16 protein-coding genes are annotated in these 14,851 nt (G+C 62.9%); 4 read left to right on the top strand and 12 right to left on the bottom strand.

The features are described from left to right. Positions 1-27 precede the first annotated feature (27 nt). The 5 genes from M511_RS13135 to scpA form a co-directional block, all read right to left on the bottom strand. Entirely contained in the window at positions 28-1,344 is a 1,317-nt protein-coding gene (locus M511_RS13135) for a homoserine dehydrogenase (protein WP_010396174.1), read from the bottom strand. A gap of 65 nt (positions 1,345-1,409) precedes the next feature. Continuing rightward, complete coding sequence (locus tag M511_RS13130) at positions 1,410-1,943, bottom strand: hypothetical protein (RefSeq protein ID WP_010396172.1); 534 nt, start codon at positions 1,941-1,943, stop codon at positions 1,410-1,412. Next, on the bottom strand, positions 1,931-2,755 hold the full coding sequence (locus tag M511_RS13125) for a glycosyl transferase (protein WP_085502427.1): 825 nt from the start codon (positions 2,753-2,755) through the stop codon (positions 1,931-1,933). The genes M511_RS13130 and M511_RS13125 overlap by 13 nt, the downstream gene beginning before the upstream one ends. Positions 2,756-2,816: 61 nt before the next feature. Then, positions 2,817-3,305, bottom strand: a complete 489-nt coding sequence (locus tag M511_RS13120; protein WP_029372022.1) for a GNAT family N-acetyltransferase — start codon at positions 3,303-3,305, stop codon at positions 2,817-2,819. A 68-nt stretch (positions 3,306-3,373) separates the two neighbouring features. After that, positions 3,374-5,518 carry a methylmalonyl-CoA mutase gene (scpA, locus tag M511_RS13115; protein ID WP_010396166.1) on the bottom strand — a complete coding sequence of 715 codons (2,145 nt, stop codon included), beginning with the start codon at positions 5,516-5,518 and terminating at the stop codon, positions 3,374-3,376. 57 nt (positions 5,519-5,575) lie between these two features. Between scpA and M511_RS13110 the strand changes: the two genes are divergently transcribed. Beyond that, the gene (locus M511_RS13110) at positions 5,576-6,103 is read left to right on the top strand and encodes a DUF4174 domain-containing protein (RefSeq protein ID WP_085502426.1); all 528 of its coding nucleotides are present in this window, start codon (positions 5,576-5,578) and stop codon (positions 6,101-6,103) included. A gap of 127 nt (positions 6,104-6,230) precedes the next feature. Here M511_RS13110 and M511_RS13105 read toward each other — a convergent pair whose 3' ends face one another. The 7 genes from M511_RS13105 to M511_RS13080 all read right to left on the bottom strand — a co-directional run bounded on the left by M511_RS13105 (position 6,231) and on the right by M511_RS13080 (position 12,121). Then, on the bottom strand, positions 6,231-8,288 hold the full coding sequence (locus M511_RS13105) for an acetyl-CoA carboxylase biotin carboxylase subunit (RefSeq protein WP_010396162.1): 2,058 nt from the start codon (positions 8,286-8,288) through the stop codon (positions 6,231-6,233). A 99-nt stretch (positions 8,289-8,387) separates the two neighbouring features. Then, positions 8,388-8,612 carry a hypothetical protein gene (locus M511_RS13100; RefSeq protein ID WP_029372019.1) on the bottom strand — a complete coding sequence of 75 codons (225 nt, stop codon included), beginning with the start codon at positions 8,610-8,612 and terminating at the stop codon, positions 8,388-8,390. Positions 8,613-8,678: 66 nt separating this feature from the next. Next, positions 8,679-8,924: a hypothetical protein gene (locus M511_RS13095; RefSeq protein ID WP_010396156.1), complete on the bottom strand. Its 246-nt coding sequence runs from the start codon at positions 8,922-8,924 to the stop codon at positions 8,679-8,681. 142 nt (positions 8,925-9,066) lie between these two features. Further along, positions 9,067-9,501 carry a hypothetical protein gene (locus M511_RS13090; protein ID WP_010396154.1) on the bottom strand — a complete coding sequence of 145 codons (435 nt, stop codon included), beginning with the start codon at positions 9,499-9,501 and terminating at the stop codon, positions 9,067-9,069. A gap of 93 nt (positions 9,502-9,594) precedes the next feature. Then, on the bottom strand, positions 9,595-9,726 hold the full coding sequence (locus M511_RS19450) for a hypothetical protein (protein WP_010396153.1): 132 nt from the start codon (positions 9,724-9,726) through the stop codon (positions 9,595-9,597). 184 nt (positions 9,727-9,910) lie between these two features. Next, a complete protein-coding gene (locus M511_RS13085; protein ID WP_085502425.1) occupies positions 9,911-10,564 on the bottom strand; it encodes a DUF6497 family protein in 654 nt (217 codons plus the stop codon). A 24-nt stretch (positions 10,565-10,588) separates the two neighbouring features. Further along, positions 10,589-12,121, bottom strand: a complete 1,533-nt coding sequence (locus tag M511_RS13080; protein ID WP_085502424.1) for an acyl-CoA carboxylase subunit beta — start codon at positions 12,119-12,121, stop codon at positions 10,589-10,591. A 157-nt stretch (positions 12,122-12,278) separates the two neighbouring features. On the opposite strand from M511_RS13080, the gene alr reads away from it, so the two are divergent. The 3 genes from alr to M511_RS13065 are packed head-to-tail and all read left to right on the top strand — an operon-like array spanning position 12,279 to position 14,790. Beyond that, positions 12,279-13,298 (top strand): alanine racemase, encoded by a 1,020-nt coding sequence (alr, locus tag M511_RS13075; protein ID WP_085502423.1) that lies wholly within the window; start codon positions 12,279-12,281, stop codon positions 13,296-13,298. Then, positions 13,295-14,053 carry an MlaE family ABC transporter permease gene (locus M511_RS13070; protein ID WP_010396139.1) on the top strand — a complete coding sequence of 253 codons (759 nt, stop codon included), beginning with the start codon at positions 13,295-13,297 and terminating at the stop codon, positions 14,051-14,053. Before alr ends, M511_RS13070 begins: the two co-directional genes overlap by 4 nt. Then, entirely contained in the window at positions 14,053-14,790 is a 738-nt protein-coding gene (locus M511_RS13065; protein WP_085502422.1) for an ABC transporter ATP-binding protein, read from the top strand. The genes M511_RS13070 and M511_RS13065 overlap by 1 nt, the downstream gene beginning before the upstream one ends. The last annotated feature ends 61 nt before the right edge of the window (positions 14,791-14,851 follow it).

Here is a 14,851-nt window from a genome sequence, read left to right as displayed (position 1 = left end):
TAAGCCCGGCGCATAGGCCGGGCCCCCTCAGACCTCTTCGATTCGCAACTCGACCGGCTCGCCTGCGATCACGCCGGTGCGGGGCAGGGCCTCGATTGCGTGGTCGATAGCCTCGGGCGTGGTCTTGTGGGTGACGATCAGCACCGGCGCGATGCCTTCATGACCCGAGTGGCCATATTGCCGCATCCGGTCGATCGAGATACCGGAATCGCCCAGGACCGCGGCAACCTTGGCCAGCGCTCCGGGTTTGTCGGTCAGTTGCAGGCGGATGTAATAAGCCGCCGGCACCGCCGTCCGGGCCGGTTGCGGCACCGACAGCCTGGCTGCGGGCTGGCCAAAGCTGGGAATACGCACGCCGCGCGCGATTTCGACCACATCCGAGATGACAGCACTGGCGGTCGGACCTTCGCCCGCACCAGCACCGCGCAGTACGATCTGACCGACCGAGTCGCCTTCGATCACCACCATGTTGGTACCGCCCTGCAATTGCCCCAGCGGGCTGTCAGCAGGGACCAGACAAGGCGACATGCGCTGTTCAAGCCCGCGCCCGGTCATCTGCGCCACACCCAGCAGTTTAATGCGATAGCCCATATCGGCGGCACGGCGGATATCGTCGATGCTGACGCGCTCAATCCCCTCGATCTCGACTGCGTCAAAACTTGGGCGGGTGCCAAAGGCAATGGCGGCAAGGATCGCAAGCTTGTGACTGGCGTCGATCCCGCCCACGTCAAGCGTCGGGTCGGCCTCTAGGTAGCCAAGCTGGCGTGCCTCTTCAAAGACGGTCTCATAGGGCAGGCCGGCGCTTTCCATCCGGGTCAGGATGTAGTTGCAGGTGCCGTTCATGACCCCCATGACGCGGCGGATCTCATTGCCTGCCATCGATTCAGTCATCGCCTTGATGACGGGGATGCCGCCTGCCACCGCTGCCTCGAACCGCAGGACGCGGCCATTCGTCTCGGCCAGCCCGGCCAGCTCCTGGCCGTGGATCGCAAGCAGCGCCTTGTTTGCGGTGACCACGTCCTTGCCGGACTTCAGCGCCGCCAGCACCGCTTCGCGGGCAATGCCTTCTTCGCCCCCGATCAGTTCGACGAAGATATCGACATCCTCGCGCAGCGCCAACGCGCGGGCATCATCTTCCCACGCGTAAGAGGACAGATCGACGTCGCGGTTTTTCATCCGGTCGCGGGCGCTGACAGCAGTAATGGTGATGGGTCGGCCAGCGCGAAGCCCAAGCAGCTCGGCATGTTTCTGGATGATCTTGACGGTGCCGGTGCCTACCGTCCCGAGACCTGCGATGCCGAGACGAAGCGGAGAGGCGTTTTGCCCCAAATTCTGGGCGGACATGCGAAACTCTTATCTATGGACCAAGAGGTGTTAGCGGATGAAACACGGGCTTGCAACGCGCTTGGCTAGGCCTCGTCGTCGCCGGCCCAATAGCCCTGGACACCCGTTGCCCGCATGACGCGCAGCACGCGGGCACCGATCTCGACCGTGTTTTCGCGGATGCGGTTCAGATCATCGACGCTAAGGGGGTCGCGTTGCACATCGCCCTTTGTGTTGACAAAGGCGGGATGCCAGCGCCCCCTTTCCTCGGTCGGTCGCCACGAGGCATGACAGAGCAGGTTGCGATGCAGCCGGATCTCGCCCAGATGGTCGGTGATCCGGTTACGGTCACGCAGCCCGGGATGGCGGCGCATCGCGGCATCAAGCTGCTCGATCAACGTGCCCATGGAATCATCGGCAAGATTGCTCATCCGGCTAAGCCAGGTCTGCAGCTCTTCTTCGGTCAGATCGTCTGCCAGACGGGCGCGATCAAGCGCATAGATGGTGCGCTTGATGATCTCTTCCAACCAGCCAAAACTTGCCACACATTGACCAAGTGCCGCAGAAAAATCCGAGGGCAGCGTGTAATGCGTCTCGGGCGGGGCTCCTATTCGCGCCATAATTTACTGACCCATGAAACAGGAAGAAGGTAATGGCGCAGGTGGCGCGACAGGCTTTCACGCCGACGCCCGTCAAAGGTGGCACGCAAGTGGTCCAGAGGTGCGCGATGGCTGTCCTTGTCGCTCCAGCGGCCAAGGATCGCGTCAGGCGGATTCAGGTCGCCAGGAAAGATCACGATGCGGGTTCCGTCCGGGATGCGCGCCTCGCGCAGATAGTTCAGCGGGAAATTCGGCACGCAATGCATGCGGAAATGCGCAAGCCACCCCCTGGGCCAGAATTTCACCCCGCCCGGAGCGTTGCGGGTCACAAAGCGCTGCTCATATTTGAACTTGTCGGCCGCCGCCTGCGGGTCGGCACGAAAGATGTCCTGCAAAGGTTTCAGCTTTCCAACCCGCATCCGATAAACCGAGGTCTGACCCATTTTCTCCAGCGGAGTATTCGGATTGAGCCCCAAAACCGTGTCATCCGGGTCGCCATAGGCAAAGAAATCATCAAGATTGCCGGTGATGATGACATCCAGATCCAGAAACAGCACCACACCTGTCACATCGCCCAGATCGCCCCATAGCCGCGACTTGGGCCATTTGCCTTTTGTGTTGACCGGAGCCTGATATTCGAACTCGGGCAGGGGACGCACAGCGATATCAGGATGCAGGCCGCTGCCATCATCGGTAAAGCAATACAGCCGAAAGGGCGGGGTGATATTGCGTGCAACCATACCGTAAAGGCGGTTGACAAATTCCGGGCCGAATTTCGTACCCCATTTGATGCAGATAATCTGCTTGACCGTGCCGTTGCGCCCGTCGTTCATCCTGCCCCCGAGTCTTCGGGCCGCGAGTGTTCCACAGGCCCCGCCGACAGGCAAGGCAGGGTCATAGGATCTTCTGCAACAGGACCAGATCCAGCCAGCGGCCGAATTTTCGCCCGACCTGCGGCAGAACCCCGACCTGCCGGTAACCGACGGCGCGATGAAAGCCCAACCCGACCTCATTTTCGCCCGAGACGGCGGCGATCATGCTATGAGCACCGCCATTACGGGCGTGATCCTCGACCGCAGTCATCAACGCCCGGGCCAGGCCGCGGCCACGCGCAGCCGGGGCCAGAATGATACTGTGTTCCATGCAATGGGCATAGCCGTTACCACCCCGGAACTGGTCATAGGTCGCCAGGCCCAGAACCTCACCCCCCTCATCGGCGACAAGGAATTCGCGCCCCGCCGCGCGTCGGCCCGAAATCATCCGTGCCAGCCCGCCGGGCGTCTTTTCCTCGCTGGAAAAGGTGATCGTCGTTTCGCGGATCAACGGGTTCCAAAAGGCAAGAAGGGCCGGGATATCCTCATTCGTCGCGGGGCGCAGCGCCATGACCTGATCCTTTCCATCCTCTGCCTGCCGGGCGGCGGGGCGCAGGCACACCCCGCCGCCGTCTGCTGTTATGCCGCCCGCGCCTCGCGGATCAGTGTCAGGATATCGCGCGCGGCAGCCGGGATATTGGTGCCGGGGCCAAAGATTGCCTTGACGCCCGCCTTTTTCAGATAGTCGTAATCCTGTTGCGGGATCACCCCGCCGCAGATCACGATAATATCTCCGGCCCCCTGATCCTTCAGCGCCGCGATCAGCTTCGGGGCCAGCGTCTTGTGCCCGGCTGCCTGACTGGAGATGCCGACCACATGCACGTCATTGTCGATCGCGTCCTGAGCAGCCTCTTCGGGCGTCTGGAAAAGCGGCCCCACATCGACGTCAAAACCGATATCGGCAAAAGCAGTGGCGATCACCTTGGCGCCGCGATCATGGCCATCCTGACCCATCTTGACCACCAGCATGCGCGGGCGGCGGCCCTCTTCCTCGGCGAATTTCTCGACGTCGCGCTGGATCTGCGCGAACTCGTCGTCGCCCTCATAGGCGGCGCCATAGACGCCGGCCAATGTCTTGACCTCGGCCCGGTGGCGGCCAAACACCTTTTCCATCGCCATGCTGATCTCTCCCACGCTGGCCCGGGCGCGTGCGGCCTCGACCGCTGCCTCAAGCAGGTTGCCGCCCTGTTCCGCCCGCCGCGTCAACTCGTCCAAAGCCGCCTGACAGGCCGTTTCGTCCCGCGTCGTACGGATGCGGTTCAGGCGGGCGATCTGTGCCTCGCGCACCTTGATGTTGTCGATGTCGAGAATGTCGATCGGGTCCTCTTTCGTCAGCCGGTATTTATTCACGCCGACGATCACTTCTTCGCCCCGGTCGATCATTGCCTGACGGCGGGCGGCTGTCTCCTCGATCCGCAGCTTGGGCATCCCCGAGGCGACGGCTTTGGTCATGCCGCCCATGGCCTCGACCTCTTCGATCAGCGCCCAGGCCTTTTCTGCAAGCTCAGCGGTCAGACTTTCAACATAATAGCTGCCTGCAAGGGGGTCGACGACATGGGTGATGCCGGTTTCCTCTTGCAGGATCAGCTGGGTGTTACGGGCGATGCGGGCGCTGAATTCGGTCGGCAGCGCGATGGCCTCGTCCAGCGCGTTGGTGTGCAGCGATTGCGTGCCGCCAAGCGCCGCCGCCAGCGCCTCATAGGCGGTGCGTACGACGTTGTTATAGGGGTCCTGCTCTTGCAGGCTGACGCCCGAGGTCTGGCAATGGGTGCGCAACATCAGGCTGGAGGGTTTCTTGGGATCGAACTCTTTCATGATGCGGTGCCAGAGCAGGCGCGCGGCGCGCAGCTTGGCCGCCTCCATGAAGAAGTTCATGCCGATGGCGAAAAAGAACGACAGCCGCCCGGCGAACTGGTCCACATCCATGCCCCGTTTAAGGGCGGCGCGGACGTATTCGCGTCCGTCGGCCAGCGTATAGGCCAGCTCCTGCACAAGGTTCGCGCCCGCCTCCTGCATGTGATAGCCCGAGATCGAGATCGAGTTGAAACGCGGCATCTCGTTCGAGGTATATTCGATGATATCCGCAATGATCCGCATCGAAGGCTCGGGCGGATAGATATAGGTGTTGCGGACCATGAACTCTTTGAGGATGTCGTTCTGGATCGTCCCCGAAAGGACGGCGCGGGAATGGCCCTGTTCCTCACCCGTGACGATGAAATTCGCCAGAACCGGGATTACCGCACCGTTCATGGTCATCGAGACCGAGACCTTGTCCAGCGGGATGCCGTCGAACAGGATCTTCATATCCTCGACGCTGTCGATGGCAACGCCCGCCTTGCCCACATCTCCTTCGACCCGGGGGTGATCGCTGTCATAGCCGCGATGGGTGGCAAGGTCGAAAGCGACCGAGACCCCTTGCTGACCGGCCGCCAGCGCCTTGCGGTAAAAGGCGTTCGATTCCTCGGCAGTTGAAAACCCCGCATATTGCCGGATCGTCCAGGGGCGGCCCGCATACATCGTTGCGCGCGGGCCACGCAAAAAGGGCTCGATCCCCGGCAGGGTGCCCAGATGATCGACACCCTTCAGATCCTCGTCAGTGTACAGCGGTTTGACCGCAATCCCCTCAAGCGTGTGCCAGGTCAGGCCGTCGGGATCGGCGCCTTTCAGCTCTTTGCTGGCCAGCCTGCGCCATTCTTCCAGTGAAGCTTTCGTGCTTTCGCTCATTTTGCATCCTTTCCCACGGCGCCCGGGCTCTTATATGAAGGAAGAGAAGAGGGCGTGATGAAACTGAAACGGTTGATTTTTCTGGCGATGATGCCGCTGGTTGCGGCGATGGGGTCCCGGCCCGATGGCGAGGCTGACGGGCATCGGCCGTATGTTCGCGGCGAGGTACCAGCGGCGCGCAGCGACGGCAATGACGGCACACCGGCCGCGTCAAACACCGCCGAGCTGAGGGTTCTTTCCGCGAGTGAGGCCGAACCTTCGGAGTTTCTGTGGCAGGCGCGCGCAGTGGTGATCTTTGCCGACACGCCAGCCGATCCCGCCTTTGTCGAACAGCTCGCCGCCCTGCGCCGTGACCCTGCACCGCTGATCGCCCGAGATGTGGTGGTGATCACCGATGCAGATCCTTCGGCGGCAAGCCCGTGGCGGCGACAATTGCGGCCCGAGGGGTTTTCGCTGGTGCTGATGGACAAGGACGGGCAGGTCAAACAGCGCAAGCCCGTTCCTTGGTCGGTACGCGAAATCACCCGTGCCATCGACAAATTCCCCCTGCGCCTGCAAGAGATCGGCCGGGCAGGGCTGCCGTAAACCACCACATCAGCCGTGCCACCGTCGGGCAGATGGTAGCTATGGGTCGGGCTGAGGGCTTGCGCTGCAACCGGCATTTCTTACGCTCCTTTAGCCGGGCGCAACGGATGCGCCCGGCGGTGCTGCGTCACTCGAACTCGATGATCACGTCATCGACCTTAAGGCTTTCGCCCGGCTTGGCGTTGACGGATTTCACCACCGCCTTTTTCTCGGCGCGCAGGATGTTTTCCATCTTCATTGCCTCGACGGTCGCCAGCGCCTGACCTTCCTGCACCTCGTCCCCGGCCTCGACATTGATGCGCACGACCAGACCCGGCATCGGGCAAAGCAGGAATTTCGAGGTATCGGGCGGCAGTTTCTCGGGCATCAGCCGCGCCAGCTCCGCAGCGCGCGGACGACGCACATAGGTCTTGAGGTCCGCGCCGCGCACCCGCAAGCGGAAGCCCGAGGGCAGGCGGTCCACCTTCATTACCAAGGGCGTACCGTCGACCGACAGTCGCGCCAGCGACTGACCAGGCAGCCAGTCGCTTTCGACGCGAAGCTTGCTGCCGTCGATTTCGACCGTCGAGCCCTGGCGGTCGGCGGTAATGCGCACCGGGATTTCTTTGCCCGCGACAAAGACAACCCAATGTTCACCGACATGGCGTTCGTGATTATCGAGCCGGCCCGAGATACGCGCGCGCCTGATTTCAGCCACGCGATGCATGGCGGCAGCCGATGCGGCGACGCGGATGATTTCGGTATCGGGCAGGGTCGCGCCCAGAAAGCCCTCGGGATATTCCTGTGCGATAAAGGCGGTCGAGATATCGCCCGAGACGAATTTCGGGTGATCCATCACCGCCGAAAGGAAGGGCAGGTTGTGGCCGATGCCCTCGACCTCGAATTCATCCAGAGCCAGCCGCATCTGCTCGATCGCCTCTGCCCGGGTCGGCGCCCAGGTGCAAAGCTTGGCGATCATCGGATCATAGTACATGCTGATCTCGCCGCCCTCATAGACGCCGGTATCGTTACGCACCCCGGCAGCGGCGGCAGGCGGCTGGTCGCCCGGATGGGCGGGCACCCATTTCCCTGCCTCATGCATCGGGCCTGCCGCCGTCTCGCGCGGGGGGCGATAGCGCGTCAGCCGCCCGATCGAGGGCAGAAAGTTGCGATAGGGGTCCTCGGCATAAAGGCGGCTTTCGATGGCCCAGCCGTTGATCTTGAGATCTTCTTGCCGGAAGGGCAGCGGCTCGCCCGCCGCGACGCGGATCATCTGTTCGACCAGATCAATGCCGGTGATCAGTTCTGTCACCGGGTGTTCGACCTGCAGCCGGGTGTTCATCTCAAGGAAGTAGAAGTTCTTTTGGCCATCGACGATAAATTCGACCGTGCCCGCCGATGCATAGCCAACGGCTTTGGCCAGCGCCACAGCCTGTTCGCCCATGGCCTTGCGCGTGGCCTCGTCAAGAAAGGGCGAGGGCGCCTCCTCGATCACCTTCTGATTGCGGCGCTGGATCGAGCATTCACGTTCATGCACATAGACGCAATTGCCATGCTGATCGGCCAGAACCTGAATCTCGATATGCCGGGGCTGGGTAACGAATTTCTCGATAAAGATGCGGTCGTCGCCAAAGCTTGCCGCAGCTTCGTTACGCGAGCTTTCAAAGCCTTCGCGCGCCTCTTGTTCGTTCCAGGCGATCCGCATGCCCTTGCCGCCGCCACCGGCGCTGGCCTTGATCATCACCGGAAAGCCAATTTCTTTCGAGATCTTCACCGCCTCGTCAGCATCGGCGATCAGGCCCATATAGCCCGGAACCGTGCTGACGCCGGCCTCTTGCGCAAGCTTCTTCGAGGTGATCTTGTCCCCCATCGCCTCGATCGCGGGCGAGGGCGGGCCGATAAAGGCAACGCCTTCCTTTTCCAGCGCCTCGGCGAATTTCATGTTCTCGGACAGAAAACCGTAGCCGGGATGCACAGCCTCGGCCCCGGTCTGGCGGATCGCCTCCATGATCCTGTCAATGACGATATAGGACTGGTTGGCCGGGGAGGGGCCGATATGGACCGCCTCATCCGCCATTTTGACATGCAGCGCATTGCGGTCTGCGTCGGAATAGACGGCGACGGTCTGGATGCCCATCTTTTTGGCGGTCTTGATGACCCGGCAGGCGATCTCGCCCCGGTTGGCGATCAGGATTTTCTTGAACATGCTTCCTTCCCTTGGGGCAGATCCCGGACATGAGAAAACCGCCCCGGCAAAACGCCGGGACGGCTTGAAAAAGGCAACAAATTGTGGATGCGCGGCTGGTTAGCGGCGCGAAGGCTCACACAGCCGGACGTCGTCGCACAGCGCACCGGCGGCAGCGCCGATGGCAGCGCCCTTGGCGACGTTATGGCCGCCGACATAAGCTGCGGTCGCGCCAACGCCGGCGCCGATGAGGCCGCGATCCATGTCGGTCGGATTGATGCCCTGGGTGCAGCCGGCAAGACCGGTGAGGCCCAGCCCCAGCACCAATACGAGTTTCTTAGACATCTCGTTTGCTCCGGGATGAGGGCGGCGGCGCAGGGCTGGTACCCCGCACCCCCGGCCCGGTTAAGTTCAGTAGTTGCGCTGGCAAACGCCGGCGTCGTCGCACAGCGCCCCGCCCGCAGCCCCGATAAGCGCGCCGGTCGCCACGTCACCGTCGACGATCTTGGCGACCGCCGCACCGGCCAGAGCACCGCCGGCAGCGCGCTGCGCGTCGGGCGACAGGCCGGTGGCGGTGCCGTAACCCTGGTCGCAGGCAGCGAGACCGGCGACCAGAAGAACCGCGCCGGAAAGACGGAGGAGGACGGAAGTTTGCATAGCTTTTTGCCTGTATTATGGACCCGTATACGGGCCGTTGATGATAGAGGTGCGCACAATATTACATGCGCCCCGCCGGGAAAAAACTGACAACGCTGTGAAAATGGGGCGCTACGCAACAATCCGCCCATCCTCCGGCCTGTCATCGGCGGTCGTCCTCGTCGTCCGGATCGCCTTCTTCCTCCCAGTCCTCATCCCAATCGCCGTCATCCTCCCAGTCGAATTCGGGGGCATCCTTGGCGAAAAGTTCGGGGAAAGCGGCCTCGGCGCGCTTCAGATCGACGCGCAAAAGCTGTCCGTAGTCAGTCGGGTCCAGTTTTCCGACGGCAACAACTTCGCGGCCGATGAGCCAGGACAGGCGTCCGGCATCAAGGTTACCGCGTTCGAACGGCTCTTCGCCGAAATGTTCGATCAATGCGGCGAGGAAAGCAGTATCTGCACGGCGGTCGGCCGGTTTGCGGTCGCGATAGCGTTCGCGCCGGACCAGCGGCGTTGCGCCTTTCTTGTTGGCGCGGCGGATAGTGAATTGAAAGTCAGAGCCCGGTAGGCGGCCCGGAAAGCCGCGATGCTTCAGCATGTCTTGCCCCCTGCGAGGTTTGCATAAGCGCGCGGGGGCAGGTCGGGGCGCGGATGGCGCGGGCCGCCTTGCAGCCCGCGCGCGGCCAATGGATTAGTTGGCGCCGTATTTGCCCTGGAACACCGGCTCGGGCTGGATGACCGGCGTGGTGACTTCGGGCTCTTTCTTGGCGCAGGCCGCGGCGAGGCCAACGAGGACCAGGGCCAGTGCAAGCTTCTTCGACATGTTGTCGTGCTCCTGTAATACGGGACGCTGGGGTCCCGACTGCTCGGTTGAGATTCGGCCGCCCAATGCGACCGTGTCGCTATGATAGCCAGCCACGTTGACGCCTGACAGCAGCGGTGCTTGCCCTTAGGCGCGGGTCGCATGGCCTGTGGCAGGCTTGCATCAGCAAGGAACGGAAAACACATCACCACGGCTCCCATTCGCAGGTGTCCCGGTCGGGGGGCAGGCGAAACGCCTCAAAGATCTGCACCGCCTCGGGATCGAAAGTGCCAAAGGGGATTTCGCGGTCGGCAAGGCTGATGACGATCTGACCCGGGCGTGGCGCAGGGCTGGCGATGCGTGGCAGGACCCAGTTTTCGCACAGCCATACGATATCGTCATGAACAGGGTCCTGGGCCAGAACGTCGGGGGCAGCGGGCACCGGCTCGTCAAGCATGGCGTCTGCCTCCTGCTCTTCGGCCATGTCGGGGGCATCGGCCTCGGCCATGTCCTCAAGCGTCGCCGGGTCAATCAGCCCGTCGTCCGAACTATTCTCACTGACCGTGCCGCTTTCGGTGTCGATGTCGATCGGGCCGCGCGGCTCTTCTTCGAAATCCGAGGCAGGGCCGCTGGTCGCGGGCACCCGGGCGGCCAGATCAGGCATGACAAAGCGAAAGCGGTAGGTCAGGCCGAATCCCCCGGCATTGTCTTGTCGCGTCTCGACCCAACGCACCATCGCACCCGAGGGCAGGGTGATCGAGGGCTCTTTCGCACCGGCTTCGGCGATGGCAGCATGCGCCGCCCCGGCCAGAACGGCCGGAGGCGTCAGCAGCAAGCCGATCACCGCTAGTCTTGCCATGGTTCCTCCCCTGGGCCTGCGCAGTCAGAGCGGAATGTTGTCGTGTTTTTTCCACGGGTTCGCCAGCTTTTTGCCCCGCAGTGAGGCAAAGGCGCGGGCGACGCGGCGGCGGGTCGAATGGGGCTGGATCACCTCGTCGATGAAGCCCTTTTCGGCGGCGACAAACGGGTTTGCAAAGCGGTCTTCGTAATCCCTGGTCCGCTGCGCGATCTTTTCGGAATCGCCAAGCTCGCTGCGGTAAAGGATCTCGACCGCGCCCTTGGCGCCCATCACTGCGATCTCGGCCGTGGGCCATGCATAGTTGAAATCGCCGCGCAGGTGTTTCGAGGCCATAACGTCATAGGCCCCGCCATATGCCTTGCGGGTAATGACCGTGACCTTGGGTACTGTCGCCTCGCCATAGGCAAACAGCAGCTTGGCCCCGTGCTTGATGACGCCGCCATATTCCTGTCCCGTACCCGGCAAAAAGCCCGGCACATCGACAAAGGTCAGGATCGGGATTTCGAAAGCGTCGCAGAAGCGCACAAAGCGCGCGGCCTTGCGACTGGAATCGATGTCAAGGCAACCCGCCAGCACCATCGGCTGGTTGGCAACGACGCCCACCGTCTGCCCCTCGATGCGGATAAAGCCAATGATGATGTTGGCGGCATAGTCCTTTTGGACCTCGTAGAAATCGCCCTCATCCGCAATCTTCAGGATCAGCTCTTTCATGTCATAGGGCTGGTTGGGGTTATCGGGGACCAGCGTATCAAGGCTGGCCTCGACGCGGTGCGGATCGTCAAAGAAGGGGCGTGTCGGCGCCTTTTCGCGGTTGTTGAGCGGCAGGAAATCGAACAGCCTCCGGATCTCGGACATGGCCTCGACATCGTTTTCAAACGCACCGTCGGCGACCGAGCTTTTCCTGGTATGGGTCGAGGCTCCGCCCAGCTGCTCTGCCGTCACCACCTCATTCGTCACCGTTTTGACCACATCGGGGCCGGTCACGAACATGTAGCTGGTGTCCTTTACCATGAAGATAAAATCGGTCATCGCAGGCGAATAGACCGCGCCGCCAGCACAGGGGCCCATGATGACCGAGATCTGCGGCACCACGCCCGAGGCCATGATATTGCGCTGAAACACCTCGGCATAACCCGCAAGCGAGGCGACGCCCTCCTGAATACGCGCACCGCCCGAGTCGTTCAGCCCGATGACAGGGGCGCCGTTCTGCATCGCCATATCCATGATCTTGCAGATCTTCTGGGCATGGGTTTCCGACAGCGAGCCGCCAAAGACGGTAAAGTCCTGCGAAAAGACATAGACCATACGGCCGTTGATCGTACCCCAGCCCGTGACAACCCCGTCACCATAGGGGCGGTCCGCCTCCATGCCGAAATCGGTCGAACGGTGGCGGACGAACATGTCGAACTCCTCAAACGAGCCCTCGTCCAGCAAAAGCTCAAGCCGTTCGCGCGCGGTCAGCTTGCCACGGGCGTGCTGGGCGTCGATGCGCCGCTGCCCACCGCCCAGCCGCGCATCGCGGCGGCGCGATTCCAGTTCGCCGAGGATGTCCTTCATGAGCCGTCTCCCTTGGGTTTGGGGCAACCTACCGGCTTGGCGCCATTGCGGGAAGCGGAAAGGCGAAAATTTGCAAAATATGTAAGCAAATGTCGCTGCAAATAGCAAATTTGTTAAAGCCCTTGACCTCGACAGGGCGAAAAGCCATGCCGCTTTCATGGGACTCGTCATTGATCTTTCGGCCATTGCGGCCAACTGGAAGACGCTTGCGGCCAAAGCTGAGGGCGCGCGGGCAGCTGCGGTCGTCAAGGCCGATGCTTACGGGTTGGGCGCCGAACGCGTGGCGCCGGCCCTTTATGCAGCCGGAGCGCGGGATTTCTTTGTCGCCCTTGCCTCCGAAGGGCGGGTGCTGCGCCCTCTTTTGCCCGAGGATGCACGAATCTTTGTCCTCTCGGGCCATATGGAGGGGGCGGATCTGAACGGGTTGATCCCGTTGCTGAACAGTCCCGAACAGTTCTTTCGCGACCGGGCGTTGCGCCCGAAAGGGGCGTTTGGCATCCAGCTTGACAGCGGCATGAACCGGCTGGGCTTTGAGCCCGGCGAATGGGCCGCGATCCGCGCCGAGGCGCTGGCCGCCAGCCCTGCGCTGATCATGTCGCATCTGGCCTGTGCCGATGAGCCCGATCACCCGGCGAATACGCAGCAGCTCGCCGCCTTTCGTGCCATGACTGACGGGACGGGCGTGCCGCGTTCGCTTTCGGCGACGGGGGGCATATTGCTTGGGCCGGATTATCATTTCGACCTCGTGCGCCCGGGTATCGGCCTTTACGGGGGCGAGCCCTTTGGCGAGGCGCGACCGGTGGTTACACTGGCACTGCCGGTGATCCAGACGCGCGAGGTGCAGCCCGGGGAATCCGTAGGTTATGGCTATAGCTGGACCGCAACCCGCCCCTCACGGGTGGCGACGGTGGCGGCGGGCTATGCCGACGGGCTGGCGCGGGCGCTGGCACGTGAAGGCAGGTTGCAGCTTTGGGCCGCGGATCGCGCAGTGCCTGTGATCGGCCGCATCTCGATGGACCTCATCACCGTCGATGTGACCGGGCTGGCCGAAGTTCCGCCGGCGCTGGAAATCCTGAACGCGCGGCAAGGCGTCGATGATCTGGCCGCACTGTCCGGCACCATCGGCTATGAGATACTGACCTCTCTCGGCCGGCGCTACGAGCGGACCTGGCTTTGAACCCGATCCGGCTGACCGGCAGGGCGGCGATCAGCCTGACCCGGATGACGGGCAGGGTTGCGATCTTTGCCGCCCGCGGGCTGGCGCGGGTCGGGCAACATCCCTCGGAACTGGTGCGGCAGATCATGCAGATCGGCTGGCTGTCGCTGCCGGTCGTCGGGCTGACGGCATTGTTCACTGGCGCTGCCTTAGCACTGCAGATCCATTCGGGGGGTGAGCGTTTTCAAGCCGGCGACGTCGTCCCTGCCATCGTCGCCATCGGTATGGCGCGCGAACTGGGGCCGGTCCTTGGCGGACTGATGGTCGCGGCCCGCGTCGCCAGCGCCATTGCAGCCGAACTTGGCACCATGCGTGTGACCGAACAGATAGACGCACTGGTCACACTATCGACCGATCCGGTCGGCTGGCTCGTCTCGCCCCGGTTATGGGCGGCGATCCTGTGCCTGCCGCTGCTGGTCGGGGTAGGCGATATCATCGGCATCATGGGCGGCTGGCTGATCGGGGTGAATGCGCTTGGCTTTAACTCGGCGATCTATCTGGCCAACTCATGGGCCTATCTGGAGGGCTGGGACGTGGTCTCGGGGCTGCTTAAAGGCGCGGCCTTTGGCTTGATTGTCGCGCTTTCAGGCTGCTGGTTCGGCATGACTGCCAGCGGTGGCGCCTCGGGTGTCGGGCGGGCGACGACCAATGCCGTGGTCGCAGCCTCAGTCGGCATCCTTGCCGCCAATTTCGCGCTGACAGGGCTGTTCTTCTGATGCTGGCGGTGCGGGGCTTAAGCAAAGCCTTTGGGCAAAAGCAGGTGCTCGACAGCGTCGATCTGGATCTGGCCGAGGGTGAGAGCCTGGTCGTGATCGGCGGCTCTGGCACCGGAAAGTCGGTGCTTTTGCGCTGTATCCTTGGGCTTGAGGTACCAGACGCGGGCGAAATCCTGTGGCGGGGTCGGCCGCTTGCGCAGCACCGCGCAGACTTCATGGACGATTTTGGCATGCTGTTTCAGAACGCAGCGCTGTTTGACAGCCTGCCGGTCTGGCGCAACGTCGCCTTTCGCCTGCTGCGCCACATGCCGAAGGCGCGCGCGCGCGCCATCGCTATCGAAAAGCTCGCCCGGGTCGGACTGGGCCCCGAGGTTGCCGATCTTTACCCGGCCGAGCTTTCGGGCGGCATGCGCAAGCGTGCGGGGCTGGCCCGCGCCATCGCCGCCGATCCCAGGGTGATCTTTTTTGATGAGCCGACGACCGGGCTCGACCCGATCCGGGCTGCGGCGATCAATGCGCTGATCCGCGGCATCGTCGATGAAACCGGCGCCACGGCGATCACCATCACCCATGACATGTCCTCGGTCCGCGCTATCGCCGACAGAGTCGCGTTGCTTGACCGTGGGCGCTTGCGCTGGCAAGGACCGGTCAGTGAAATTGACCGGGCCGGGGACGACTATCTGCGCGACTTTATCGCAGGCCGCGCCCGGCCCATGGCGCGCGTACCGGCGTCGTAATGCCAAATTTTCTGCCGAAGCTTGTGCAAATGCGCCACAAAGCCGCCGTCCCCCTTGTGCG

Source organism: Paracoccus sp. J56, assembly GCF_019633685.1.
Taxonomy (GTDB): domain Bacteria; phylum Pseudomonadota; class Alphaproteobacteria; order Rhodobacterales; family Rhodobacteraceae; genus Paracoccus; species Paracoccus kondratievae.
This window is presented reverse-complemented; position numbering and strand designations above follow the sequence as displayed.